The following is a 23,727-nucleotide window of genomic DNA, read 5'->3' as shown; positions in this document are numbered from 1 at the left end:
ACCTGAACCGTGCGCGTCTGCCAATTCCGCCACGACCGCAAGTATGACGCGGGTTTTCGCGATTTTGCTCCGCGTTTTATTCGTTACATCGCGCATTACCGTTTCCGTTAGGCTATGCGGTAGGCTAACGGTAGGCAACCGTTTAACCGCGCAATATTTTAGTCGTGCGTACCTCGCTACCGACGGAAGTTATAATAACACGCGGACAACGTTAAGTCAAGAAAATATAGGTATGCGCGCCAGTGTTAAAATATTACAAAAAATTAAGCCGAGCGGGACATATTTTATCGTTGTGGTACACGCCTTTTTATCTCCGCCAACACGTCCGCAATCGGCCGCCCATATTTGCGCGCATGTTCCCGCGTCAGCTTCGAATTATCGGCGCTCTCATACCGCTTACCTACCGGCTCTAGCGCGTCACATACGAACGGCGCTTCGTACTCGCCTTGCGCTAACCAACACGCGATAAACTGGTATTGGCGCGTCGCCTCGAATGCCATCTGCGCGTCGGCAAATGTACGCGATAAATACGGCATCAATTTCACGTAGGTATCAACGTGCGTGTTGCGGAATATGTGCCAGTTAACGGACGCGGACAGTAACGTATCGACAAAGCCGGAATACTCGCGGAATGCGCTAAAGTCGTGAAATACGATGATCGGCGCGCATTTATACTTCGGACCTTCGCGCAACATCCGTTTCGTAAAATGAACGAGGCCGCGCGACATAAACTGGTGAGGCTCGTTGAGTACGAGAAATGTGCCGGCGCCGGAACCGCCTTGCGCGAGCTTAATTAGAAACGCGAGCATTACGATCCAATAACCGAGAAGCTGTTTTATGCGCTCAGGCATCGGAACACCGTCCGGCATTTTGCAACGTATGATTACGACTTTGCCTGCCGCAATCCATCCGTATAGATCCATCGCCGGATTATGCGCTTGGCAAAACATCGGCTTCAAAAACTCGCTGCTCGTAATCTGCCCGATGCGCCGCATGACCGGACCGTATATTTGCCCCTGCTTCCCCTCGCTCATCCTATCGAAGTCGCGCCACACGTCCATATCGAATACGTCGTCTAACTCCGCTATCTTACGCTTACGGAATGCCGCGTCAGTAAACATCGCCTTCATATCCGTTAAATCCCCGCTACACACCTTCGCCGCGTCACGCGTAAATTCCGCCGTCTGAAACTTATCCTCGTCACCTTCCGATAGTAGAAAATCCGTTAGATATTCCGCGATCACATCGGCCGCTATCCGTTTGTCCGCGACGTTATGCAATATCGTTTGTAGTCCGAGATATGGCGCGTAGGCTGTGTCCGCTAAGTTGATGTCGATAATGTCATCCGGCGATAGATGGTCGCGAATTGCGTCGGCCATGCCGCGTTGATTGCCCGCTTTATCGCGGTTGTGTTCGTCGATAAAGTCCGGAATGACCGCGCCGATACCGCGCTTGCGCTTCGCCTCGACGACGAGATTGATAACGTGCTGATCCTTACCCATGCGCGGCGACCCGTTAACTACTCGCGCCGTGTATAACTTATCCGGTTGATTCGTCGGTATATAAATCGGATGTTCCGTTCCCCTATCCGAAGCCACGCCCGCCAATATGCCGCGGTCATCAAGGAATACGCGCGGTATCTCGATTTCAACGCGCCGATTAGCCGTGAGGACGTCCGCAAACTCCGCTTGAACGTCGGCGGTTGGTAGCTGCGTTAACTTTCCGACCTCATCGACGCTCATTACGTTGGGCGCGATTTCACGTATCTTCCAGTTTCGTAAATCTTCCGTAGCTTGGCGTGCCCTCACGTTAATCTTTACGAGTTCTAGCCGATTATCTCCCGCTAAGTTACCGTAAGCGCCGGCGACTGACCGCGCAAGCATTTCGCGCTTAACGGGGTCAGCCGAAGTGACGGCGCAACGTATCGACGTTTTGAACACGGGCAGATTGCGCTTGTTTTTTGTCTGCGTAGAGAGGTCGCCGTTAACGAGGATTTCCGCACGGTCCGCGTTAGGAAGCGTCGGTTTATCGGATTGTTTGCGTTCAGACCCGCCGTGATAAAATGTGCGCTCAATTCCGGTGAGTACGTCTTCCACTAACGTTTTAGCTTCGTAAAATACGTACGTTATGCCGTTCGCAATATTACGCAGTAACCGCAACGGATCAAAGCCAGGACGGTACGGCACTCCGCCTTTATCCCACGTTTCCCACGCGTAATCCGCGAGTTTCTTCCACTTAGCGCGTCTTATCGTTTCCATGCGGATGAATAATGCTATTGCGTCGCCATCCGATAATTCGTTCGTCACTCCGAGCAAATCGCGCACCGGCGTATTCTGTTCGTTATAGCGGAAATCAAGCGAGAACATGTCGTGACGGCGATATTTAAACGCGTATAGCTCCGTATTATTATTGTCCGCGATAAACTCGTAATCGTCCGCAAGCTCAAGCGTCGACTTACGCCATTGCTCGTGGTTATTAAATTTGATACGAAACGCGTCCGCAAACTCCGCAGGCATTGCGCAGTAAAACGTAATCGAGTCCGCGGTCATTTGCGTAATCCACCAAAAGTCCGGCGCTGGCTGCGTGATGATGCGGTATCCCTCGCGCCGCGGCTTCGTGCGTGCGGAGAACAGTTCGTAGAGGGCGCGCTGAAAATTGCGCGATGACGAGTTAAGGACGGACTGGTGCGGAATGATGCGGAAGACTGCGTGTTCCGTGCGTTCACGTACGATCATTTAACTCACCACTTTAGTCCGCTTAGTATTTTTGAAGCTAATTTATCTGTTTTGGCGACTACTTTCTTAGCTGTTTTAAACCGTTTCTTATTGCGTTCTTGGCGTTTCAATCGCTTTTTCTCAATCCGGTTCCTCCGCGATTCCATATAACAACCCGCCCCTCTATGTTAATACGCGCCATATAATTCCGAACCAAAACGTGATAAACAAACGTCCGAGCCATTTTCCGTTACCAACGAGCGGCCCTACCATCATTCCAATCGCGCATGTGACGACGCCAAGCGTAATAATTTCCGGAGAGAATGCGTTAAGACTCGCGAATAAATCCGCCAATTTTCCAAAAAATAAATTCGACGCTCCGTTCTCTATTACGCGCGTTAACGGTCCTTTCCATAACTCCGGCTCTGTTACCGCGGCGCCATTAATCCGTAATATCATCGCGCTCACCCCTTTATAAAGTTCGCAGCCAATTCCGAATATCAACCGCATGGCGAACGATGATATAGCCGATGCCACCGCCCATCAAGAACTCGATCGCCTTCGTACGATTACCGAACATCCACGTTATACCGGCGTAAACGATAATTCCAACGCAGAGCCAGTCGGCAATGCCGAGCACCGTGCTGAATACGGTCGACCACGTTTGGCTACCGGCTACTGCGGATGCTAGCGCAGTTTTCGGGATTAACGCGAGATGGACTGCGGACGCCGTTTTGGTAACGAGATGCTTCGCGTTTTCTCGCGTAACGATTGAACCGTCCATAAATGCGCCCCACTCAAGCGTGACTGTTTTCATATGAATCATTCCTCTCTAAGTCGGACATAATAAGTTTAACTAATGCACAAGGAGTTGATTTTAATGTCTTTTGTTATCGGACTAATTATCGGCGGAGCTATCGGCGCGCTTACGTATCTTTTATAAAATATCGTTCATCGCGTCTGAATCGTCGTCACCTGACGCAATCACATGCGTAGCCATCGGCGCACCGCTTATTTTCGCCGTCATTGCTGCGTAAAGAACCGTTTTCACATATCCGCTAAAATTACCGACGCTCTGTAACGTAACCCATTCGTAAAGTTCACGTTGATGAGCGTTATCTACGTTAAAACTTACCGCTTTCCTAACGAAATTGTTCACGTCGTCCCACTCCCTACGCGATAGAATCCGATCGCATTCGCATATAGCGGATTTGCCATCGCGCGCGCATTAACGAAGTAATCGCGGAGTAATTTCGCTAATTCTTCCGCACGCCCTCCGCATATTCGCACGTCATCACTCGCGCTCCATTTCTTGCCGAGTTCTCCCGCGATGCGCGCGGTCATTTGACGCGGATTATCCGTCTTATTCGTATTGAAACCGAATGGTAATGTGCCGGAATCACGGTCGACATAGCGCTTATTACGCATCGTTACGTAATTGACCGTTTTACTTCCTGCGTCGATAACCCGTATTAATCCGTCGGCTGGCGCGGACCAGAATGCCCCTCCGCCTTCTACCGCAACTTTAACGTCATGTATGCGGATGACGCGCGGATCGCCATTAACTTCGATTTCCCACCGCCCGAGTAAAAGATTACGCATAGCCGCTTTTGCCTCTGGCGTATGGAGTTCAACCGGTAAGCCCGTTGTTACCACTACGTCGTCCGTTAATCCTGCGCGATGTATTGCTACTAGCGCGAGTAACCGTGTATCTGCGTGCGCTTTATCGTCCGTCATCATATAACGCCAAAACTCCGATTCATTTAGCGCCAAGTTGCCGACGAAACTGCGCTCACCGCGGAATAGCACTTCGATATCGTCGTTGCTGCGCGATTGAAGTCTCCGATCACGCCACTCGCCTACAACCGACGGAATAAACCGCGTGCTGACGCCATCAAACGATTTGACTCCGTTTCGTCCTACGTCTAATCCAATGTGGCTAACGCCCACTTCGCATCACCTCCCGTATAACGTAGGTAAAACGTATAATGCGTCACGTTTTACGTATGTTTGATGTTATGCGCGAGGGCTTGCGTAACTTTCCGCAAAAATGCCGAAAGATACGTATAAATTTTGCTAGACTCGTCCAAACTCGTATAAAAGGAGTGAGGACGCGTGAAAAAGCGAAGTAAATTCGGGAGTTATCTGGATAGGAACGGGATAGAACAAGAGAGGATACGTGAAATATCGAAGGTAAGCCGCGACACACTTACGCGAGTATGTAGTAATCCGGGGTATTATCCGAGTGGGACAACGATGAGGAGGTTAATAGATGCGGCGAGGAAATTAACGGGTGATAACGTCAGTCAAAACGACTTTTGGCCAATGTAAACGAGAAAAGGAGCGCAGTTTCTCACCGTCGCTCCCAAAGCGCGGATCGCGTAGGCGACCGCTTTACCCTAGCGTATGCGTACGGGCTTGTACATAATGCATGTCTACGATTAAATAAAAAGACCTTGCGAGCAATAAGCCAGCAGGGTCTTCCGATTCTTGCGCGTTCTATTGTTGCGGAGTAATCTCGACGTTAAACGCGATTCCGTTCACTAACGCGTATAGTACGAATAAAATTAAGATGCTTGCAACGATTCCGACTACTACCGAAGCAACGTTTTTATTTGATGTAAACATTTCCCAATAACTTAAATCCTCATCTTCCTCTTTTTTCGGTTCTTGATTCATTAATAACACCATCCTTTTTAATAGTCATTATTGACTAGAGTATACCAAAATTTTCATGTAAACATATATAAAAAGAAAAGCCCCGCCGACGTATTAGCCACGCGGGGTTCTCAACTTTTATTTTTCACCTACTAATTTAAAGTCTCCGGCTTCACTTTTTCCAATTTCGTAATTTTGAACTGTTAAAGATACTTTTGTATCATCGTCCCAAACTGGCGCACCGGACCCTTCACTTACGTAATAATCTTTTACTGCTTTTATTATGCTATTGCATTTAGCTCTTAGCTCTCTGTCCGCGATAGAATATATACCTTTACCGCTGTAGGCCACCGTCATATCAGGTTGATTACTGAGGTCAATTACAACATGCGTCAGATCATTACCTTCTTTTCCGAATCCAAACGATACTTTTTTAGCGACAAAATCATCAGTTACTACACCATCCTCAATATCATGCTGTATGGAAGAAAGTAATAAATATGATCTATATTTCTCTTGCTGATCGTTTAATGCGGTTTGATCTTTTTGAAGTTGATTATTTACTGCGCTTAATTCTGTATTTTGACTCTTTAGGTCTGATATTTCGCTATGTAACGTAAGGATGATTACAAGAGCGGCAACTGAGATACACAAAGCAAATATTGATAGAACAGCTGTTGTAATCGTAAGTGCGTTAACGCGTTGTTTTGGTTGTACCGCGGTTGACCCGTCATTTTCTGTTAATACAATCTCCTCTGAATCCATACAAAATCCCCCTTAATTAGAAATATATTTATAAATAGTTTACATCATTATGTAATAATTTGATATACGAAACAAAAAAGCGCCCGCCGACGAATTATCTACGTAATTATTTATACGTAAATTACTCGCCAACGGGCGCAAATATTCCGAAATTCATTTCGTCTTAACTGTCGCAGTCTTAGTCGCGTTATCCCACGCAATAGTGGCGCCGAATCTATCCGCCACGTCACGCAATGGAACGTACACAGAACCGTTCATAAGAAATCCGTCTTTTACCTTCGTTCCATTTACGATTACATTCGCGTTATCGAGTTTCACGTCTTCATCGTCCTCCACTGGATTCAGTATCGCTAACACCGCGTCAACTTTCGTTTTGTCCGGTATGGCTCCACTTCTGTATTGCGCGGTCGTCAATCCGAATGTCATTTCGAAATGCGGTAGGTCTTTAAATGAACGCCAGTCGCCGCCCCACGCAAATCCGAGCGCTTTGGCTTCGTCAACGACTTCAGACCAGTCCGGCAACAAGTCGAGATTACCGTCGCGCAACGTATCCCAAGATAACGTTCGACCATCCGGTAACAGTAACGCGAAGTCAACCGCAACTCCGAAGTTATGGAACGACTCCCCACCGCGCGCATTCGTAACAATCGCGCCTGGCTTCGTTCGGCCTTGCGCGTATAGTGCGTCCTGTTCCGCAATCGTGCGTAGACCTTGCGTAATAACAATCGGAATGCCGCGCGCGTACGTCCGTTCGATTAAGCGTTGAGTTGCCGATAAAACTACCGGATGTAGTCCGGCGAGCTTGCTTGCTGATTTAGCGCGTACTTGGTCGAGCGTTATCATCGTTACTCACCGCCTTTATTTTTAAGTACCGCGATAATGTCGCGCATCTTTTCCGGCAAAGGCAATCCGATCCTTCCGTAGTTTTCTACGATAGAGATAAGTTCGTTCGCGATATAAAAGTAGACTGCGCCGCTCATTGCGATGTCAGTTCCGAGCAGAACGTCCATGCGGTGTGCGAGTAAAATAACGAGAAGCATAAGTCCTTTCTTCGCGAGTCCAGCCGAACCTACCGCGCTCGATAATCCTTTTCCTTCCTTAACGGATGCCGATACACCCGATATGACGTCGACCGCGATAACAAATAGTAAAAACGACAATGATTCCGACCACCCTCCGGTTAAGTACGTTACCAACGAGCCACCGAAAGCGACTGCGCTTTTTATTACGATATCAAGTCGTTCCATGATGCGTTGTTCCCCCTTTAAATAAAAATAGCCCCCGATGATTCGAGGGCATAAAAATACGCCTAGTCCAAGAGTAGATTAACTTGCCATTATTTCATCTGCTTCTGTTTGCGTGATGTAACCCTTAGTTACGGCATTTTGTAACGTTGTTCGCTTTGTTTCCGTGTCGGCGGTATTGTACTTCCAGTATGACAAAAAATAATTGTATAATCGGCTCATATTTTATACCCCCAATACCATATTAACGGCGTCCTGCATTGCGATAACGGTTTGCTGTAAATCGGAAACTTGTTCCGTCAGCGGAGGCTGATACGCAGTAGGCGTTTGCGGTGCGCTCGGGTCGGGATACGAAAACTCTAACGCAAGTGTAGACGTATTAACACGGTATCCGCTACACCCCGCGAAGTCTTGCGCATAATCTCCGTAAGCGAGTTCGATAACTCCGACCGTAGCGGGATTGCGTTCGCTTAACGCTGTATATACCGCGAAATCTTCTTCTTGCGTTGTTTCGACGACTGCACCGGAACGCTCTCCGGTGTCAACGAGAATATTTCCGCTAGCTTTATCAAAATATATTTTTCTTCCTATTTCCATTTTGTTGCTCCTTTCTATGCGATAGCTATCCATTTCAGAGTTGTTGAGGCTGGAAGCCCTTGAAATGTACCTCCGCCTGATGTAAATGAACCTGCGTTATAATTAACGCTGCCTCCACCTTGCATACCGCCAGCAACTCCTAATTCAGTCGGCATATTACTATAAAATCCTCGGTAGGTATTGTTACCGTTATTATAGACTAGCAATCTCGGTGTAAAACTTAGTCCTGATATGGTTAAGTTACCGCTAGCGTCCGTAGTCGTCGTACCCGTAGCAAACGCCTTGCCCATCGGGATACTATTCACACCGTCGATCAAATCTTGAAAAGTTGGCGGGTTATTAACGTCGCTGACAGTACCGCCCTTTGCCTCGATAGCGTTTTCTACGCTATTCTTGCCGTCAACGACAGATTGAAAAAGGTCTGCGCTCCATGCAGACCATATACCATTATTTTTTTTCCGCTGAATATAAGAGTTTACGTAATAGTTAACGAACTCTTGTGTCACAAATAATGGATTAAGGCTAGGATTTACGTTTACATACCATATATTTCCGCCGCCTGACGGAACACTTGGGCCGTTAATTGGAGTATCAACTAGGTATCTTCCGGCGGTTACGAGTGTATTTACATCAACATTTGATAAATACATTGTAGTCCCGTCGTCATTCGTCAATTTTGCTTTCTGCCACGGCTTCGCGTCAACGTAAGATTTCGCTGAGTTTAGCGCGGTATCGGCTTTCGTCTGCGCGCCGGCCGGTGTTTCCGCTGCTGACGCTAGGTCATACGCAGTTTTAACCGCTTTTGGTGTAGCTGCTGTCGTTTCGTCTGTGCTATTTGTTGCGCTGTTTAGTTTCACAATGCCCTTCTGCGTTAGCGACGCATCAGCCGGCGGCTGTACGTTTAATTGTCCCGCAGGAACCTTCCCGTCAGCTCCTAACGTTGCGAGTCCGTTCGCCGCGCCTGCCTTTTCATCAACCGCGTTCGCGAGCGCATTAATGTCACGCGGAACGTCCGCGGTCATCGTTCCGTCGATTAACGGAAGATTAAGATTCGTTGTATTCGCCATTTATTACGCTAACCCCCTATTGTAAACGTCATTGTACGTTAATCCCGTCGCGGCAATCTGCGCGTACGTCTTTCCGCTCGCCTTTAACTCGTCGTACGAATAGAAACGGAACACGTATGTAATCGCCATGTGAGCCGGAGTAATATCGCGCACAGCCGCTTTAAGCTCGTTAATTTGCGCGGGAACTCCGTACGCGTCCACGAACGTTATAATGATTTCGTAATTTGCGGGATTCGCCGTTACGTCAACGTTCCCATTCGCATATGCCGACGCAACGTTATCGATCAGATCGCCAGTTACCGTCCCGACTCCGCGCAATTTACCCAATAAAACCTCGCGTCTTTGCGCGTAAGACTTCGTACTATCCGTCGCTATTCCGAATATGCGCTCCCACCGGTCAAGCCCCCACGTCGCTGTCTCGATAAAGAATTGCGCAAGCACATCGTAAATGTCCGCGTTTAATTGCGCTAGTTCGTCAGCCTCACGGTCGAGGACGTTGACGGCTACGCGCACCTCCTCGTAATAGCGCGGAACATAATCGTGTAAATTAATCGTCGTCATTACGTAACCGTCACCGTCCCTAATACCGCAACCGAACCGTCAGCGATAACGATATTCGCCGTTCCTCCGTTTACCGTTAAATTGCGATAGTCAACAACCGGCGGAATGTCGAGCAATACGTTTGCGATGCGCGTAATCCGAACGAGCGGATCGGCGAATGCGAGCGTTTTAAGATACGCGTTAATCCCGTCGGTGAACTGCGCTTGTACGTCCGCAAGCGTTGCGCCTGGTGCGAGGTCAACGTCGACACTTACGTCAATCGGAACCTCTACCGCGCCAACTACCGTTACAGTCGCGCCGACCGGAGCAATCCCGCGACCCGTTCCGTCCATCGTCGGGTCAATATACGTTTGGACTGCGGTAACAACCGAAGCGTCAGGCGCAGTTTTGTTATCGTCGAGCAATACGACTTTTACCGTTCCGTTTCCGTTCCATATCGGATATACTTTCGCATCGGATACACCGGATATTTCAAGCGCCCATTGACGATATTGATTCGCGTTTCCGCTAGTTGCCGGACGTTGCGCACGTTCAAGATAACGCGCTAATAACGCCGCGTCCGATTCTTGATCTACGCCACCCTCAAAATTAACCGTGTTCGTTACCGTTACAATGCCGACTAAATCGCCGAGTAACGTATTAATCGCGCCGATTCCGACATTACCGTTAGCACCCGCATCTTGCGCTGTTGCCGCGACCGATACGCTTCCTCCGCTTATCGTTACATCCGCATTCGTTACGAAATATACAGGCGCATCCCCACCGGTCGATGCAAGTGTTTCCGCGGGAATTAACGTTCCGTCCGGTCCGGTAAACGTTAAGATTCCGGTAGCCTTAACCGCAGGCTTACGTGTTAGTCCGTACTCTGCCGCGCGTCTCTCTAAGTAATCACCGTATGTTGTATCGGCAAATCCGAAGTTGAGGACGTTATCGAGTTCGACGTAAGCGCGCATAAATTCGATAGCCGCCGGCGAAAGCAAATCGTAAGTCGGCGTGCCTTGGCGTTTGTCGATGTCGGCAGGTGACGCGTCGAGCATCCGCTGTAATATCGCGGTGGCCGTTTGATCTTCATATGCCATTAAATCGTCACCTCCATCGGTATCGAATCGTCGTTAACGTCAATAAAAAAAGACACGTATAGGCGGTCGCCATCGCGTGTCAATATAAAATCTCGAACGTCATCAATGAGTTCGTTATATATTAGCGCTTCTTTAATCACTCGCGGTATCTCCGTTTCCAGTAACTCGGTCGATACGTCTTGACCGATGATGTCGTCGAGTTCGCAGCCGTAATCATCGTCATATATCGCGAACCGAAATCGCGCTGTTTTTATCGCTTTATACGCGAATTGCTTAATCGCATCCTTACCGTCAACGTACCCGCCGAGTACCCCGTTATCAATGTCGAGCGCGTACGTTTTAAGCGGTGAAACTGCGGTAGTCGCGGTATCATCAACGGGAGTGAGCGGACTTAACGCCATATTACGCGCCTCCTATCCGGTCAATAATTACGTATCGCTGACCGTTATTTATCGAAGCAACGACTATGCGGTCGCCTGCGGTAAGTACGTCCTCAAATTCGATGTCTACCGTTGCGCCTCCGCTTATCGACGCTTTGCGTGTATGTTTCGTGAGCGATTCGCATACGACGAAATCGTCCGCGTCGAGTTCGAATTTCATGTTATCAATTTGAATCCGCAGAGAAGGCGGAGGAGAAGTAACCGTCGCAAATTCGATATCGACGTCTTTGTTGTATCCGACTTTTTTAACTATGTCCTTTAGTTGACTGAATCCGTTTCCTTCGATAAGTTGATGCGCCATTACTTCCCTCCTTCAATCTGCTGAATAAGTTGATTAACTGGATTATTGCTAGATGCCGCGCCACTTGCTTTCTTCTTGGCTTTTTTCTTAGCTTTCTTAGCGGCCGCTTTGACGGTATCATCCTCGTACTCAATCTTCGGTAAATCATCCGTTTTAGACAGCGTTATTTCCATACGATGAACGCCGTTTTGAAACGAATGTCTATCCGCGTTAACGTAAAATCCGCCCACCAAGTCCGTCATACTCTCGAATGCGTAAACCGCTGCTCCTGCGACGACATCCGTAATGCCGAGCGCTTCAATCGATACGTCTTCCGTTATTTTTCCGAGTTCCTTTAACCGCTGCTTCGCGAGTTGGTCGATTTGCGATTTATTGAGTTGCAAGTCCGCTTGCTCTAAGTGCTGCATCAGTCCGTACTTATTCGCGAGCGCCGTATCTTTTGCGAGCGCAGTAATCGGATTATTCTCGTCATCTCCGCCGATAACTTTTACGGACGTCCGCATATCATCGATTGAGCGCGAACGACTTGCGGTAAGAATATTTACGCCGTCTTCGATCATCCATCGCACGATTTCGTCTTTCTTTTCGCGCATGTACAGCTTTCCTTCGCGAGAGTATACGTAGAATTTGCGTCCCGTTTGTTTGCGCGTTTCGGTTAGCGCGGTAACGATCATATCCCACAGCGTCATATTACGCAGAATCATTTTCGGAATGACGTATCCGCTATTTGCGATGTTGCCTAACGGAATTTCGAACGCTTTTGCGATTTCCTTAACGATAGATGACGCGGTCATTCCGACAAACTTGCGCGTATCTTCGTTCTTCGTTAGATAAACGTTTTCGTCATACGCGATAATCGTTGCGTTACCGTCTTGTGCGATATCATACGAAAATATAACTCCGCGAAATAGTCCGACACTATCGACGCTAAAGCGGAGTTCCTTGCCGAGTTCGAACGCAATCGCCGGCTCGTCACCGTTGTACGTGTTCGACATCGTAACCGTTAGTGTGCGGTATGGCTGCGCAACATCTCCGGACCATTCGACGCGTTCAATGAGTGGGTCAACGTAATATTTTCCGTCGTATAGTAACGAAATTGTAACGGCCATTACGGGATCACCAACTTCTGCCCCGCCTTGATGACGTTCGGATTCGGACCGATTACCGCTTTATTCTTATCGTAAATCTTCCGCCAGTCGTTACCATTACCGTAAACTTTCGCGGCAATCTTAAAGAGCGAGTCGCCGGATTTAACCGTATAAGATGACGGAACACTATGCGTATTTGGACGCGGTGCTGACGTAGTGAGCTTCGGCATAACTGCGCCACTATTTCCGCTCACTGGCGTTCCTTTTTTCGCGATATCAATGAACGTGTACTCTTTTAAACTGAGCGTATAGTAAATATCCCCGGGCTCACCGCCTCGCTCTTCGTATTCAAATGAGCGGATAGTTACCGGAATGTTAATCGGCGTACCCGTTACGATATAGCGGATCGGCTTGCCGGATTTCTGCCAACCTTCGATTAACTTTGCGCACTCCCACGGATCTTTTAAGTTCGTATACTCGCAATAGGAGGCGTTATAGTCGCGTGGAAAAAAAGAAGACAACGAAAATTCCTTCTGACGATTATTACCGATAACGGTGTACTCGCCGAGATTAGAAACTTCGATGTCTTCGTATCCATGCGTGGACGTAACGGTAATGGACTCCGGATTAACCGGCAACCATAACGCTTCCGCTCCGTTATTATACTTTAACCAAAACTGCGGTTTCTGCCGCGCCATTTACCCGCCTCCTATTTCGCAAGATGGTACGCGAGTTGTTTCGCAATACGTTCGATATCCGAGTCATTCCGTACGTGGAACGTGTTCCCCGTGATGATTACGTTGCCGCCTTTCGTGCTGCTACCGTTACCGTTGCGGTAATCGTTCGCCTCTGACCGTGTCAATACCGCTTCATCCTTATGCAGATACGCCGGAAACCGGTTATACGGAACGCGATCGAGTCCGCCTGCGTAACCCCTACCGGATGTTACGAAGTTTTTAAGTCCGCCGTATGCGTCAGTAACGCTGCCCCATGCGTTTTCGTACCACGGCTTTTTATCCGGAGCCGAGATATATCCACCTTTGACGAGCGGCTGATTAGGATTCTTTTTGGCATTAGTCGCGACTTTACTCGTTAAGTCTTGTGTGCTGTTGTATTGCCGTTCAATCTTGGCCTTGGCTTGAAGAACTGGGGAATTATCAGAAATAATTTTCTTAAACCACGCAGGTGCTGCGATACTTAATGCAACAGTTAAGCCGATCGGCGTTGGATTAACAAGTAACGCCGCGACGCCGAGCGTTGTTGCAAGTAATGGGTCATTTAAAACACTTGTTGCCATTGACTTGCCCATCGATACAGCTAGACTTGTTGCGAGTTTCGTTCCGAACGATGCAATTTGCTGTGTTCCAGATGAGTTAAGCCATGCTGACAACGCTGGTCCGATTTCTCCTATAACGAAATTAACTTTGCTTTTAAGATCAGGTAGGTTTTGAAAAGCGGGATTCTTTAAGAAGTGTGTGTTCAGATAACCCTTTGCTTTATCGACCATCCGCTGTATACTCGCTGTAATTCTTGGTGTGTACTTTGTTACAAAATCCGCCGCCGCATTAGCGAATCTCTTTACGAGCGGTAGTGTAGGCATCATACCGGCAATTTGCAGAGTTTCGAGTGCGCCCTTAAACTGCTCAACCGCCCCCGACGCGTTATCCATTTTCTTACGTGCTACGTCTAAAGCCGTAACTTTCTTCATTTCCTTCTGGAAGTTTTTAACGCCCTTAGCGCCCTCCTTGTAAAGGATGTTACCGGCACGAATCGCGTCAGTACCGAACATCGTTTCAAGCGCAAGCGACCGTTGCTGATTCGTCAGTTTCGATAACGATTTGCGCAGTAGTCCGGAGACATCTTCGAGTGATTTAATATTTCCATGCGCGTCATAAAATGCGTTCGATCCGTTCTTGGTCATTAATCCGAGCGCTTTAAACAACGAAATTTGAGTCTTGGTTTGCGGTTGGAGGTTCTGCAACATCGTCTTTAGTGACGTACCGGCGTCGGAACCTTTCAGTCCGTTATTTGCGAATAAGCCAAGCGCAGTATTCGTATCTTCGAACGTTAACCCGAGTCCTGCCGCAACGGACGACACCGCCGCGAGTGACATGCGTAATTCCTCCACGCTTGTTGCGGATGCGTTCGCCGTTCCTGCGAGAATATTCGACGCTTGCGCTGCGCTCATTCCATCCGATTTAAACGCGTTAAGCGCGGTCGACATAATTTCCGCAGCACTTGCGAGATCTAGTCCGCCAGAGGTTGCGAGGTTTAGTGCCGCGTTAAGTCCGCCAGCTTGAACGGTTGCGGGCGTTAATCCGGCTTTTAACAATTCTTCGATACCTTGCGCGGCTTCTAGAGCGGAATATTTCGTGGCAGCGCCTTGCTGGAGCGCGAGAGTCTGCATCTGCTTCATTTGCGCGTCTGTTGCGCCAGTGAGCGCTTGAATGGACGACATTTGCGATTCGAAGTTCATCGCCTTTTTAAGCGAGCTGTATCCGGCAACCGCCGCCGCTCCTGTTGCGACTGCCCCAACACCCAAAGCACCCATAGCTGTTTTTTTCGCAAAATTAGAGAGCGTCTTCAATGTTTTCTTTGCGCTTGTATCTAACCCATCAAGAGCTTTTTTTGAACTGTTAGCGCCTTTTACAAATTTTCCGAACTCATCTCGCGCGCGCCCGTTAGCAGCTACATATGTCTGCACAGCTTTTTTCGTAGTCTCAGTTGAGCGCGATAACTGTTTCATTTGTTGATCTATCTTTTTTAGCGTGGATGAAGCGCCGTTGTCTGTTAGCTTAATTTTTCCTACTAACTCATAGGACATCACTTACCTCCTTCCTGCGCTAACCCTTCGCGCTCTCTCGCGACGTTCCGCTTCTTTTTGTTCCTTTTCTTCTTCCTCGAAAACTAAGAGCATCGAGGCAAACATAAACATTTGGTGTCGCTTTTCTTTCGCGTAAACTTCGTCAGGCGGTATATGATGTCGTTGGAATATCGCGTGCAAAAGTGCCGGAATCCCTCCCGCCTTTATTAGTTTTTTGCTTCTTCGATGAGTTCGTCTTCGTTCCCAAATCCGGATAAATCGAGAACCGCTTGTAACACTTTCGCAATCTCGCCGGGCAGAAGCGCTTTAGTTACGCAGTCAGCTTCGTCGGACGCGCCGTAATGTTGAATCAACGCTTTATCCGAGAAATTAGGATCAACGCAGCCCTTCGCGATAAGAAGCGCGTTAAACATTTGCTCATCTGTTTTCTTCTCGCCTTTTGCGTTAGGTAATGTTGCGCGTTCACCAACTCTGCGGAGTTCTTCGTTAGTCAGCGCTCTAACCGTGAAACTCGTTTTCAAACGCGAGATATACACTTGCGATTCAAGTTCGAGTGTCGCGCCGAGTAATGCCTCTAAACCTTTACCTGCATTTTTAGACATGTATAATTAACCTCCGATTGTTTTCGATAATTAAAAAAGCGAGCCGAAGCTCGCTATTATTGCGGTCTAATTGCGTCAAGAATTTCGTATCCTGAAAATACAAAAGTGAACTCATTTTCTACGATAGAGCCTACTTCATAATTGACGACTGGGATGTTATCGAACGTAACGTTCTTCAACCGAACGCGATACGCGCCGAATGATTCCGGATCGTCAAGTTTCACGACAAGTTCCGTTACGAACGGAGAACTCATGTCGTCGGTTACTTGCGCCATTTTTTCGATCCATTCGGATGTGACCATATAGCCGCCGAGTGAACCGGAGCCTTTTAGTGTTGTTGTTTTGTTACCGAGCCAACGTGTTCCGGCGAGTTTAATTTCTTCCATCCCGATTTCGATGTTCGCTTCGACTTTCGTGACATTTGTTAGCCAGTTGCCGTCGACATCGTAAGCGAAACCGTAGTTGCCGCTGATTACCTTTTTCGCGTCCATTGGGCCTGCCATCTATTTTCTCACCGTCCTTAGATATTGATTGTCATTAACACGCGCTCGATGCTGTCTACTTCCGTATAACTAATTTCAAGGAATACGGAATCGCCTACGCTTGGTCTTTGCGAATCCAGCGCAACAACCGGCGACGTCAACACGTTATCGACCTCTAGCTGTTCGAGATACGCTTTAATCGCGACCATTAACGTTGCTTGGCCGTCCGCATTATTGTTGAGTTTTCCGATGTAATTGTCCGCAGCAGTCTTCGCAATGTCGTACGAGATCGCTTGACGTGCGCGAATCGAACGGATTTTCTTACCGGATGTGACGATACCTTGTTCTAATCGAACTTTCTCGCCATCGTTAACGAATACAAGCGATCCAGCCGCAAGTGCCGCGGTAACTTGCGCGTTAGTCAGCCGTTTAGTAACGTCATCGACCGGAAGTACCGTGTATGTCGTCGACCGATTAATCGCGGTTCCTGCGATAAGTCCTGCGACAAATGGCGCGTATTGTGCGGAAGTATACGTGCTGCCACCGACAATTACCCCGTTAATCAAGTTAACGATATAGTCGTCTTTATTTAGCGTTGAGCGCGCGTTACCCAATGTTGGGTCTGCGTCATCAGTTGCGTCACCGCCGATAACGACGATGAACTTCTTACCGGCGTCGCGGTTTGTGGCTACCCACGTTTTAGTTGCGGCTTGTTGCGTATCATCGCTTTCACCGTCAAATACGAAAACGTTAAACGGATAGGCGTCGAATGCTGCGCGCATATCAACGTAATCTTGCGTTAATGGATTCGCGGGCATCGTGTAGACGAGTACTTGCTTTGCACCGCCTTGAAGCGCGAGTAAAATCGATTCAACGTTATCGACTCCGAATAGATCGGTTGCGTCCTTTTCCGTTTCAACCGTGTAGAACGTTTTTGTCGCCGCTGTACCTGCGTAAGTCAAGAGCGGAATAGCGACAATACCGCGAGCGCCGCCGCGAATTTGTGCAGCCGCAGCTTCTACAAAGTTAATGTAGATGCCTGGGCGCGTTGGAAGCGCGGTTGGGTCCCATGAAGCTCCTGGCATGTAATAACCTCCTTATAAATAAAAAGAGCGCTCCATTTTGGAACGCCCTTCTTTATGGTTGTTTGACTGTCACGTTGTTGATTTTTGGATATGCCGTTTGGTCACGCGATTCACGAGTGCTTGTTGCGAGGATTCCGATCGATACGAATAAGTCGTTATCCGTTTTCACCGGTTGCGAAAATGAGAATGACTCGATGCGGATATAATCAATAGAGTCCGCTTGGTATAACGCACGACCTAACGCGTCCATTTTCGGCATAACCTGTTCCGGCCATTGCGCAAAGTAGACGATTTGATATTCGCGGTCAATCCGGTAATGGTAGCGTGTTTCATTCTCGCGTTCTTCCGATAGAAAACGGACATAGAACGAGTTTGCCTTCGGAACTGCCGGAATGGTTTGCTTGCCGGTCGTAGCGTCCGGAAACTGCGCTTTAACGAATGACTCTATCGCAATAATTTCGTCGTTTAACGCCAACTTACCACCCCATTCCTTTCAATTCCGATTTAATTTCGTTCTCTATGTCCGCGAGCCATTTCTTACCGTTCTGTTGCGCAGGAATATCGAGGAACTTCTTCTCCGTTCCAGGAGCGCGAAGGCTCTTACCGCCCGCGTCTTCTTCGTGAATATAATAAGCGTAATTAAAACGCCCTTTACTCGATTGAACGACCGCATTCGCCGTAATTTCACCGGTAAATTCGTTTCCATTACGCTCAATCTCGCCGACCGTAATCGACCGACGTAACGTTCCTTCGTCTAATGGCGCAATGTCTACGGACTCACGTTTCCACGCATCGAGCGCGTCGTGCATTCCGCGTTTTGCCGCTTCTTCAATAACGTCCGCAGATCCGTCAACTAAACGCAACAGCGCGGAGACGTCAAATTCGAGTGCTTCCGCCATCAAACGTACACTTCCGTCAGTATCGGCTTACCGTTAAGCATCCGTCTAGGTTCGATAGCTAGCGGTTTTCGTGCGATCGTAACGCCCAATTCGTTCGTGTACGTTATAACGTCGTCGTACGAAACGTCCGGTAGCTTATCGAAAATAATCGTCATGCTCGAAACGGCTTCTGCTCCGAATTGATTGATGACTACGCTAGTCTGTTCGGTAACGCGCGCCTTGTACATAACGACCGCGCCGGAATCGGTGTGTCCCCATCCGGAATCCGCGCCAGCCTTCGTAACAGTGACCGTTTGCTTTAGCGGAATTATCGCCATTACATCGTCACCCACTTCGTCGCGCGCTTCGAAAGTGTTACGCCGTTCGCGTCACCGATAAGATCGAGCGCTGATTGCGGAATAAACTTGCGTAAATCTGCGCCAACTCCGTTTACGAACGCGTCTTTAAAATTGAACGAGCCGACTTTATCAACGGTAAATCCGGTTAATCCTTGTTGCGCCAGCTTATTCGTGTCGTTAAACGCGACAACTAAAGTATTCGAGAACTCGTACACCGCTTCGTCTGGTATCGTATATTGCGAATAGGCGCGGGTAAGCGTGTTTTCAGCGACGTTTAATATACGTTGTTTTTTCGCTGTATCTGCGTCCGTCCAGTCGTCAATATCGATACAGTTTGCGTTGATATAAAAATCCGCGAGTGCTACCGAAATAGCCAATCGGACCACCTCCGTTATGTTTCGGAGGGTGCGCTCGTTGCTTTGCGTTGTTTAGACGCAGGCTTTTCGGCTAATTCCTCCGTTTGTTCTTTTACCGCATCAACCAACGCATCAAGTACAGCGGCTTCATCTGCGTTGTCGGTGCGGTACTCACCGTTTCTAAATCGCCTCAATTCGCCATTAACGTAAAAGCCGAGTTCGGCGTAGCGTGATGTGTACGTAGACATTCGTTACCTCCGTTAAAAGAGCCCGCAAACGCAGGCTCGTGATTGGGACTATTACGCCAAACCTTTGATGCGCGCGTGAGCTTTTTCTTGACGGAACTCAAGCGTGTACTCACCGACCAAGATACCGCGAGTGTAGTCGCCTTGCTCGCCGAGGTATTTGTGGAAGAACTCGCGGCCTGCCAATGGGCGGATTGCCATACGGTTAACGTCCGTGATGATAGCCTCTTTAGCGTCAAGGTTGTTATTCAGTACGATTTCGAATTGACCGAAGTCAGATACGAAATGGTCAACCTTTTGACCGCGGCTGTTTTCGCTTTGCGCGATCAGGATTTTATTAGAGTCGAGTGCCGAGATCGCACGTTTTTGTTTCGCGCCGACTATGATCTTGTAATTTCCGCCGGAGGCGAAGCCACCTTTTTCGTAGATGGATTGGAGAGCGTCGTTCAGCTTGCCGCCGTCAATGCCTGCGCCAGCCGCGTCAGTCACGTTTGTTTGAATAAAGTTACGAATACCGCGCATTTGACGAACGTTACCGTTTTGATACGCCACACCGTTGATTAGCGCTTTTTCAAGAGACAGCGCGAGTTCAACTTGTTTCTTTTGTTTTTCGTACTCGTATAAGTCGCTGATTCCGTATTGCGTAACAGCTTCAGCAGTGCCGGTGATTTCTACAGAGTCGTCGAAGATTTGTGTGTAATTCGAAACGCTATTACGCGCCTTGAAGCGTGCAGAACGGGCGTCAGCTCCCTCGGTTCCTTCTACGAATTGAACTTCGATTTTAGCGCCGTCAGCGATCGCAGCAGCCGTTGTGCTTGCGTAACCACGCGTTACAGTCAGCGTTTTAGTGCCCGTATTAATTGCGGAAACATACAGCAACTCGTCTCCGATTTTCACAACGTGACCGACGCGGAACGGTTCTGCGTTCGCTACGACAACGGAAGTGTCAGTCGCGAGTTTAGCGCCGACAACCGTAGAATCGTCGCCGAACATTTCGTCTTCAAACCATTGATGCGATGTTTGCGTTACCGCATCGGAAAATCCGATAAGGTTCAGGAGTGGCGTTTGGTGCGGATTAAGCAACAGGATTTCGTCTACTACGGACAGCTTCTTACCGATTAGATCAGTCGTATAAATTCTTGGCATTTAAGTGATTCCTCCTAGTTTTTGTTAAAATAAAAAGGCCGTCCCGTTAGGAACAGCCTTTAACTCTCAAGTTTAAGTTTCAGTGCCGCGAATGCCGCGAAGTCTTCCGGTTTTCCGGTTCTGCGCGCCTTATCACCCGCTTCTTTCAATAGTTGCTCTTTCGTTTTCTCCTGCGGTTCCCCTCCGCCACTAGCGCCACCAATCGGTTTCGGCTTCGCTTGCTCGGCGAGATACGGATGTGCGGCGATTAGCGCCTTTACCGCGTCCTCTACGCCTTGGGGGTTGCCGTCGTCATCAACTGTAATCGCGCTTAAGTCAGCCAATTTTAATGCAGCGGCTACGCGATCAGCCGGAATCTTATTCTCGTGCGCGAGCGCTCTAAACTCTGCGTTAATCACGCGTGTATTAGCGGCAGTTATCGCGGTTGCTCCGCGTTCGTCCGCTTCTTGCGCTTTCTTCCGTGCTTCCTCTAACTCCGCTGCCAACCGTTCGGCCTCGGTTAGTTCCGCTTTCTTACGTTCTTCTTCCGCCTGTTCTAGCGCGGTCAATTTCGCTTTGATATCGTCATAGTCCGCAAACTTTTCGGTCTTCTTACGTTCACGCGCGAGCCTATCCGCGACAATTTGGTCGAGCTCCGCTTGAGTAAACGTCTTGTCCTCCGGTTCTGCTGGCGGTTCCGGTATTGGCTCCGGGTCACCTTCCGCGAAGGTTTGCAGATTCAATGCGTATCTATAATAGTGAGATTGTTCGTTTTTCATTTCGTATCCTCCCGCGTTTTAACGCCGCGTAGCGCATGGTTTCCGCAGAGTTTAACGTCGTGCCGCGTCTGGACAAAATAAAAACGCCTAGAGCATCGATTCAGGATCGCGCACTGGCGAAACAACATGTTTACAATTGGGGTGAAAAATTTGCCTGCGAGGTAAATCGCCAATATACGGGTAATCTCCGGGGGCGTCCGGAGTTAATTTAATGACCCGCCCCTCCCATAATTGACAGTCATCTTTAGCGCCATGTCGCGATATGACTCCGTATTGAACATCGCGACCGAGCGCTTCGTTAATCGTTGCGTCAATTTGCGTTTGCATCATTTTCGTACGCGTCATCATTTCAACGTAAACTTCCGGTTTCCATCGTCGTCCGGCCGCGTCAATAAGTCCGGTATTCACGGAGTCGCCGAGCGTCTTGCGCATTTGCGTGAGTATATCGCGGCTTATCGTACGCCGACCGTTAATGCCCGCCGTCATATTCGCACGAAACGAATCGGCGGTCGCTTGGCGGACGGCGGCGCGAACTTTGCGGTCGACGTTCTGCGTTACCGCAAGTAAATCCGCCTGCGTATCCGCAACGGCTGACGCAACCATTTCGCGATTGATGCGGTTAAACTTAACGATTTTCTGCGCTTCCTCAACCGTTTTGACTACGCCAATATCAATGAGTGTGCGGATAATTCCGTCGGTCGCCGCTTTCGGGATGTTCGCCTTAACCCACTGCGCCGACTCTTCGTTAAGTGACGATAATATTTTCGTAACCTCCGAAAGTGCGACCTGTGCGTTAGCGCGCGATATTTCCGATAGATCGAGGCGGTTTAACTCCGCTAAAATTGCGGTAATTGCACGTTTATACGCGTCAACTAACTTCGCGACGTCACGGTCGTAATTAGGCTCCGTAATCATCCGTTACCACCGTTGAATATCGAACTATCGACCGTACCGTTTACGCGTTGCTCATCCGCGTCGATACGTTTGACTATTTCCTCCGCTTGCGCCGCGCTAACTCCGTCGAGCTCTTTAATCGCGTCCGCCACCGATTGTGTCGGCTTATTACCAGTACGGATTTGCGCTACTTCTGCGGCCTCTTTAGGGTCCTGAGGTACGCCATCGCGCCATCTGATTACGGGATAAACCGGAGTATAAGGTTCCCATCCGGCCACGCCACGATTAGCGTAGTTTTCGAGCTGCATTACGGTCCAAATTGCGTCACGGAGAGCGCGGTCAACGTGCGCGCGTATCCGATTGACTTTCGCTAGTATCGGCATAAAACGCGCCTTAATCGCGCCGGAATCCGTGTGCGACGTTCCCGTTCCGCCTTTATCGTTGGCAAGCGTAGTGCCGAATAACCACTGCGGCGTTTCGCTCATCTGATAAACGAGGCCAAGCAGGATATCGAGCTCTTTGAACGCGGATTCGAGCTGGCCCTCCCACGTCATATAGCCCGGCGTTGGATCGTCTTTTTCAAGCGGAATGTATCGGCCGCCCCCGCGCACCTTGTCGCCACTATCCTCGATGTCGCCTGGTCCGTACATCCACGGATCACTATGCTTCCAAAGGATGTAATCGATCTGCACGAGCCGTTCGTTAATCGCGCTCAACACGCTTTCTATCTTCTCAACTCCGCTGATACCTTCCCACCGGTCATCAACCGATTTATACGGAATGTGGTGGACAAGTAAACGGTCGGTTCCCGTTTCCTCTACGTCAGACTCGCGTCCGGTATCGACCTTCTCCTCGATGTAGTATGTGCTAATTGGTACGCCCCACTCCGAATCAACTCCGCGTTCCGAGAGTTTATATCGCTCATATACGATGTATCCGGGAATGTAGCGCTCAACGTTGAGATACGGCGTTGCGGTTACGGGGCTACCCGTCAACCATTGCGTAATTTTTCCGCCTGTCTCCTCAACCCACTCGATCCACGCGATGTTAATTGCTTTAAACTTCTTACGCGAGCCAACGGATAACTCCGGAAATACAATGTTTGCCGGTACCGCTTCGATAATCGGCTCTAGTGTCACGTCCACGTCCAATCCGAGCGCTTCCGTCTCCGACGTATCGGCGCGCGCCCCGTAGCGCGATTTAACGAATGAATCACCGCGATAGCCACCGCCGATAACGAGTTCATGCGTCATTTGCGTTAGGTCGTTTTCCTCAACGATTGAGTCGAGTCGTTCCTGTTCACGCGTTCCCGGACCGGTTCCGGCTTCGTAAGTCGGCGGCTCTCCCGTGAGCAAATCGGCCGGCTTCGTCAGCAAGATGTCCATAAGATTCACCGCGATAAATAACGTTTTGAGCTGCGATGCGTGCGGAGTATCCTTTAACAGCGACGTCGCTCGTTCGTATATTTCCGCGTGTCGTCCGTCAAAGATAATACGGCCGCGTTTATAGCGTGCGAGCCGCGGTATATGACTAGCCGGAGGATATTGCTCTCCGACATCGAATAATTTAGCCAAGATTGCGTCC

32 protein-coding genes are annotated in these 23,727 nt (G+C 49.0%); all 32 read right to left on the bottom strand.

Features of this window, described 5'->3' with window-relative positions; all coding sequences use genetic code 11:
- Nucleotides 1-284 precede the first annotated feature (284 nt).
- Complete coding sequence (locus tag J2Z20_RS15350; RefSeq protein WP_209852260.1) at nt 285-2,735, bottom strand: hypothetical protein; 2,451 nt, start codon at nt 2,733-2,735, stop codon at nt 285-287.
- Nucleotides 2,736-2,740: 5 nt separating this feature from the next.
- Nucleotides 2,741-2,881, bottom strand: coding sequence for a hypothetical protein (locus tag J2Z20_RS15345; protein ID WP_209852256.1), 141 nt, complete (start codon nt 2,879-2,881; stop codon nt 2,741-2,743).
- A 16-nt stretch (nt 2,882-2,897) separates the two neighbouring features.
- The gene (locus tag J2Z20_RS15340) at nt 2,898-3,173 is read right to left on the bottom strand and encodes a hypothetical protein (protein WP_209852253.1); all 276 of its coding nucleotides are present in this window, start codon (nt 3,171-3,173) and stop codon (nt 2,898-2,900) included.
- Nucleotides 3,174-3,186: 13 nt separating this feature from the next.
- Nucleotides 3,187-3,531 carry a TrbC/VirB2 family protein gene (locus J2Z20_RS15335; RefSeq protein ID WP_245252442.1) on the bottom strand — a complete coding sequence of 115 codons (345 nt, stop codon included), beginning with the start codon at nt 3,529-3,531 and terminating at the stop codon, nt 3,187-3,189.
- 120 nt (nt 3,532-3,651) lie between these two features.
- Nucleotides 3,652-3,873 (bottom strand): hypothetical protein, encoded by a 222-nt coding sequence (locus J2Z20_RS15330; RefSeq protein ID WP_209852250.1) that lies wholly within the window; start codon nt 3,871-3,873, stop codon nt 3,652-3,654.
- Nucleotides 3,870-4,664, bottom strand: a complete 795-nt coding sequence (locus tag J2Z20_RS15325; RefSeq protein WP_209852247.1) for a ParM/StbA family protein — start codon at nt 4,662-4,664, stop codon at nt 3,870-3,872. Before J2Z20_RS15325 ends, J2Z20_RS15330 begins: the two co-directional genes overlap by 4 nt.
- Nucleotides 4,665-5,213: 549 nt before the next feature.
- Nucleotides 5,214-5,393, bottom strand: coding sequence for a hypothetical protein (locus J2Z20_RS15320; protein ID WP_209852244.1), 180 nt, complete (start codon nt 5,391-5,393; stop codon nt 5,214-5,216).
- Nucleotides 5,394-5,510: 117 nt separating this feature from the next.
- On the bottom strand, nt 5,511-6,137 hold the full coding sequence (locus J2Z20_RS15315) for a hypothetical protein (protein ID WP_209852240.1): 627 nt from the start codon (nt 6,135-6,137) through the stop codon (nt 5,511-5,513).
- A 153-nt stretch (nt 6,138-6,290) separates the two neighbouring features.
- Nucleotides 6,291-6,980 (bottom strand): M15 family metallopeptidase, encoded by a 690-nt coding sequence (locus J2Z20_RS15310; protein ID WP_209852237.1) that lies wholly within the window; start codon nt 6,978-6,980, stop codon nt 6,291-6,293.
- Nucleotides 6,981-6,982: 2 nt separating this feature from the next.
- Complete coding sequence (locus J2Z20_RS15305) at nt 6,983-7,384, bottom strand: phage holin family protein (RefSeq protein WP_209852233.1); 402 nt, start codon at nt 7,382-7,384, stop codon at nt 6,983-6,985.
- Nucleotides 7,385-7,462: 78 nt separating this feature from the next.
- Nucleotides 7,463-7,603, bottom strand: coding sequence for a hypothetical protein (locus J2Z20_RS18385; RefSeq protein WP_415640013.1), 141 nt, complete (start codon nt 7,601-7,603; stop codon nt 7,463-7,465).
- Nucleotides 7,604-7,606: 3 nt separating this feature from the next.
- On the bottom strand, nt 7,607-7,978 hold the full coding sequence (locus tag J2Z20_RS15300) for a hypothetical protein (protein WP_209852230.1): 372 nt from the start codon (nt 7,976-7,978) through the stop codon (nt 7,607-7,609).
- Nucleotides 7,979-7,992: 14 nt separating this feature from the next.
- On the bottom strand, nt 7,993-9,045 hold the full coding sequence (locus J2Z20_RS15295) for a tail fiber protein (RefSeq protein WP_209852227.1): 1,053 nt from the start codon (nt 9,043-9,045) through the stop codon (nt 7,993-7,995).
- Between the two features lie 3 nt (nt 9,046-9,048).
- Nucleotides 9,049-9,606 carry a putative phage tail protein gene (locus tag J2Z20_RS15290; RefSeq protein ID WP_209852224.1) on the bottom strand — a complete coding sequence of 186 codons (558 nt, stop codon included), beginning with the start codon at nt 9,604-9,606 and terminating at the stop codon, nt 9,049-9,051.
- Nucleotides 9,606-10,685: a baseplate J/gp47 family protein gene (locus J2Z20_RS15285; RefSeq protein ID WP_209852220.1), complete on the bottom strand. Its 1,080-nt coding sequence runs from the start codon at nt 10,683-10,685 to the stop codon at nt 9,606-9,608. The genes J2Z20_RS15290 and J2Z20_RS15285 overlap by 1 nt, the downstream gene beginning before the upstream one ends.
- Complete coding sequence (locus tag J2Z20_RS15280; RefSeq protein ID WP_209852216.1) at nt 10,685-11,086, bottom strand: DUF2634 domain-containing protein; 402 nt, start codon at nt 11,084-11,086, stop codon at nt 10,685-10,687. Before J2Z20_RS15280 ends, J2Z20_RS15285 begins: the two co-directional genes overlap by 1 nt.
- A 1-nt stretch (nt 11,087) precedes the next feature.
- Nucleotides 11,088-11,426, bottom strand: a complete 339-nt coding sequence (locus J2Z20_RS15275; RefSeq protein ID WP_209852213.1) for a DUF2577 domain-containing protein — start codon at nt 11,424-11,426, stop codon at nt 11,088-11,090.
- The gene (locus J2Z20_RS15270; RefSeq protein ID WP_209852211.1) at nt 11,426-12,535 is read right to left on the bottom strand and encodes an XkdQ/YqbQ family protein; all 1,110 of its coding nucleotides are present in this window, start codon (nt 12,533-12,535) and stop codon (nt 11,426-11,428) included. Before J2Z20_RS15270 ends, J2Z20_RS15275 begins: the two co-directional genes overlap by 1 nt.
- Nucleotides 12,535-13,212 (bottom strand): LysM peptidoglycan-binding domain-containing protein, encoded by a 678-nt coding sequence (locus J2Z20_RS15265; protein WP_209852209.1) that lies wholly within the window; start codon nt 13,210-13,212, stop codon nt 12,535-12,537. Before J2Z20_RS15265 ends, J2Z20_RS15270 begins: the two co-directional genes overlap by 1 nt.
- An 11-nt stretch (nt 13,213-13,223) precedes the next feature.
- Nucleotides 13,224-15,338 (bottom strand): phage tail tape measure protein, encoded by a 2,115-nt coding sequence (locus tag J2Z20_RS15260; protein ID WP_209852207.1) that lies wholly within the window; start codon nt 15,336-15,338, stop codon nt 13,224-13,226.
- Nucleotides 15,339-15,544: 206 nt separating this feature from the next.
- The gene (locus J2Z20_RS15255; RefSeq protein WP_209852205.1) at nt 15,545-15,940 is read right to left on the bottom strand and encodes a phage tail assembly chaperone; all 396 of its coding nucleotides are present in this window, start codon (nt 15,938-15,940) and stop codon (nt 15,545-15,547) included.
- Between the two features lie 56 nt (nt 15,941-15,996).
- Nucleotides 15,997-16,431, bottom strand: coding sequence for a phage tail tube protein (locus J2Z20_RS15250; RefSeq protein ID WP_245252440.1), 435 nt, complete (start codon nt 16,429-16,431; stop codon nt 15,997-15,999).
- A gap of 29 nt (nt 16,432-16,460) precedes the next feature.
- Complete coding sequence (locus J2Z20_RS15245) at nt 16,461-17,507, bottom strand: phage tail sheath subtilisin-like domain-containing protein (RefSeq protein WP_209852201.1); 1,047 nt, start codon at nt 17,505-17,507, stop codon at nt 16,461-16,463.
- 52 nt (nt 17,508-17,559) lie between these two features.
- Nucleotides 17,560-17,982: a hypothetical protein gene (locus J2Z20_RS15240; RefSeq protein ID WP_209852198.1), complete on the bottom strand. Its 423-nt coding sequence runs from the start codon at nt 17,980-17,982 to the stop codon at nt 17,560-17,562.
- 1 nt (nt 17,983) lies between these two features.
- On the bottom strand, nt 17,984-18,406 hold the full coding sequence (locus J2Z20_RS15235) for an HK97 gp10 family phage protein (RefSeq protein ID WP_209852195.1): 423 nt from the start codon (nt 18,404-18,406) through the stop codon (nt 17,984-17,986).
- The gene (locus J2Z20_RS15230) at nt 18,406-18,723 is read right to left on the bottom strand and encodes a hypothetical protein (protein WP_209852191.1); all 318 of its coding nucleotides are present in this window, start codon (nt 18,721-18,723) and stop codon (nt 18,406-18,408) included. Before J2Z20_RS15230 ends, J2Z20_RS15235 begins: the two co-directional genes overlap by 1 nt.
- A complete protein-coding gene (locus J2Z20_RS15225) occupies nt 18,723-19,130 on the bottom strand; it encodes a hypothetical protein (RefSeq protein ID WP_342454325.1) in 408 nt (135 codons plus the stop codon). Before J2Z20_RS15225 ends, J2Z20_RS15230 begins: the two co-directional genes overlap by 1 nt.
- A 5-nt stretch (nt 19,131-19,135) precedes the next feature.
- On the bottom strand, nt 19,136-19,348 hold the full coding sequence (locus tag J2Z20_RS15220; RefSeq protein ID WP_209852185.1) for a hypothetical protein: 213 nt from the start codon (nt 19,346-19,348) through the stop codon (nt 19,136-19,138).
- A 51-nt stretch (nt 19,349-19,399) separates the two neighbouring features.
- Complete coding sequence (locus tag J2Z20_RS15215) at nt 19,400-20,491, bottom strand: SU10 major capsid protein (RefSeq protein ID WP_209852183.1); 1,092 nt, start codon at nt 20,489-20,491, stop codon at nt 19,400-19,402.
- 59 nt (nt 20,492-20,550) lie between these two features.
- Nucleotides 20,551-21,249, bottom strand: a complete 699-nt coding sequence (locus J2Z20_RS15210) for a phage scaffolding protein (RefSeq protein ID WP_209852181.1) — start codon at nt 21,247-21,249, stop codon at nt 20,551-20,553.
- Between the two features lie 87 nt (nt 21,250-21,336).
- A complete protein-coding gene (locus J2Z20_RS15205; protein ID WP_209852179.1) occupies nt 21,337-22,164 on the bottom strand; it encodes a phage minor capsid protein in 828 nt (275 codons plus the stop codon).
- Nucleotides 22,161-23,717 (bottom strand): phage portal protein, encoded by a 1,557-nt coding sequence (locus tag J2Z20_RS15200; protein WP_209852177.1) that lies wholly within the window; start codon nt 23,715-23,717, stop codon nt 22,161-22,163. The genes J2Z20_RS15205 and J2Z20_RS15200 overlap by 4 nt, the downstream gene beginning before the upstream one ends.
- Nucleotides 23,718-23,727 lie beyond the last annotated feature (10 nt).

It is taken from the genome of Paenibacillus sediminis (assembly GCF_017873765.1).
GTDB lineage: Bacteria > Bacillota > Bacilli > Paenibacillales > Paenibacillaceae > Paenibacillus_AG > Paenibacillus_AG sediminis.
This window is presented reverse-complemented; position numbering and strand designations above follow the sequence as displayed.

What these genes read in the sequence shown, in the direction of transcription:
- J2Z20_RS15260 (WP_209852207.1), bottom strand. Translation starts at nt 15,338, where the DNA reads ATGTCCTATGAGTTAGTAGGAAAAATTAAGCTAACAGACAACGGCGCT.
- J2Z20_RS18385 (WP_415640013.1), bottom strand. Translation starts at nt 7,603, where the DNA reads ATGAGCCGATTATACAATTATTTTTTGTCATACTGGAAGTACAATACC.
- J2Z20_RS15285 (WP_209852220.1), bottom strand. Translation starts at nt 10,685, where the DNA reads ATGGCATATGAAGATCAAACGGCCACCGCGATATTACAGCGGATGCTC.
- J2Z20_RS15290 (WP_209852224.1), bottom strand. Translation starts at nt 9,606, where the DNA reads ATGACGACGATTAATTTACACGATTATGTTCCGCGCTATTACGAGGAG.
- J2Z20_RS15310 (WP_209852237.1), bottom strand. Translation starts at nt 6,980, where the DNA reads ATGATAACGCTCGACCAAGTACGCGCTAAATCAGCAAGCAAGCTCGCC.
- J2Z20_RS15295 (WP_209852227.1), bottom strand. Translation starts at nt 9,045, where the DNA reads ATGGCGAATACAACGAATCTTAATCTTCCGTTAATCGACGGAACGATG.
- J2Z20_RS15220 (WP_209852185.1), bottom strand. Translation starts at nt 19,348, where the DNA reads ATGTCTACGTACACATCACGCTACGCCGAACTCGGCTTTTACGTTAAT.
- J2Z20_RS15350 (WP_209852260.1), bottom strand. Translation starts at nt 2,735, where the DNA reads ATGATCGTACGTGAACGCACGGAACACGCAGTCTTCCGCATCATTCCG.
- J2Z20_RS15235 (WP_209852195.1), bottom strand. Translation starts at nt 18,406, where the DNA reads ATGGCGGAAGCACTCGAATTTGACGTCTCCGCGCTGTTGCGTTTAGTT.
- J2Z20_RS15205 (WP_209852179.1), bottom strand. Translation starts at nt 22,164, where the DNA reads ATGATTACGGAGCCTAATTACGACCGTGACGTCGCGAAGTTAGTTGAC.
- J2Z20_RS15215 (WP_209852183.1), bottom strand. Translation starts at nt 20,491, where the DNA reads ATGCCAAGAATTTATACGACTGATCTAATCGGTAAGAAGCTGTCCGTA.
- J2Z20_RS15250 (WP_245252440.1), bottom strand. Translation starts at nt 16,431, where the DNA reads ATGGACGCGAAAAAGGTAATCAGCGGCAACTACGGTTTCGCTTACGAT.
- J2Z20_RS15210 (WP_209852181.1), bottom strand. Translation starts at nt 21,249, where the DNA reads ATGAAAAACGAACAATCTCACTATTATAGATACGCATTGAATCTGCAA.
- J2Z20_RS15305 (WP_209852233.1), bottom strand. Translation starts at nt 7,384, where the DNA reads ATGGAACGACTTGATATCGTAATAAAAAGCGCAGTCGCTTTCGGTGGC.
- J2Z20_RS15280 (WP_209852216.1), bottom strand. Translation starts at nt 11,086, where the DNA reads ATGGCGTTAAGTCCGCTCACTCCCGTTGATGATACCGCGACTACCGCA.
- J2Z20_RS15230 (WP_209852191.1), bottom strand. Translation starts at nt 18,723, where the DNA reads ATGGCGATAATTCCGCTAAAGCAAACGGTCACTGTTACGAAGGCTGGC.
- J2Z20_RS15300 (WP_209852230.1), bottom strand. Translation starts at nt 7,978, where the DNA reads ATGGAAATAGGAAGAAAAATATATTTTGATAAAGCTAGCGGAAATATT.
- J2Z20_RS15245 (WP_209852201.1), bottom strand. Translation starts at nt 17,507, where the DNA reads ATGCCAGGAGCTTCATGGGACCCAACCGCGCTTCCAACGCGCCCAGGC.
- J2Z20_RS15345 (WP_209852256.1), bottom strand. Translation starts at nt 2,881, where the DNA reads ATGGAATCGCGGAGGAACCGGATTGAGAAAAAGCGATTGAAACGCCAA.
- J2Z20_RS15335 (WP_245252442.1), bottom strand. Translation starts at nt 3,531, where the DNA reads ATGAAAACAGTCACGCTTGAGTGGGGCGCATTTATGGACGGTTCAATC.
- J2Z20_RS15320 (WP_209852244.1), bottom strand. Translation starts at nt 5,393, where the DNA reads ATGAATCAAGAACCGAAAAAAGAGGAAGATGAGGATTTAAGTTATTGG.
- J2Z20_RS15255 (WP_209852205.1), bottom strand. Translation starts at nt 15,940, where the DNA reads ATGTCTAAAAATGCAGGTAAAGGTTTAGAGGCATTACTCGGCGCGACA.
- J2Z20_RS15270 (WP_209852211.1), bottom strand. Translation starts at nt 12,535, where the DNA reads ATGGCCGTTACAATTTCGTTACTATACGACGGAAAATATTACGTTGAC.
- J2Z20_RS15315 (WP_209852240.1), bottom strand. Translation starts at nt 6,137, where the DNA reads ATGGATTCAGAGGAGATTGTATTAACAGAAAATGACGGGTCAACCGCG.
- J2Z20_RS15265 (WP_209852209.1), bottom strand. Translation starts at nt 13,212, where the DNA reads ATGGCGCGGCAGAAACCGCAGTTTTGGTTAAAGTATAATAACGGAGCG.
- J2Z20_RS15275 (WP_209852213.1), bottom strand. Translation starts at nt 11,426, where the DNA reads ATGGCGCATCAACTTATCGAAGGAAACGGATTCAGTCAACTAAAGGAC.
- J2Z20_RS15340 (WP_209852253.1), bottom strand. Translation starts at nt 3,173, where the DNA reads ATGATATTACGGATTAATGGCGCCGCGGTAACAGAGCCGGAGTTATGG.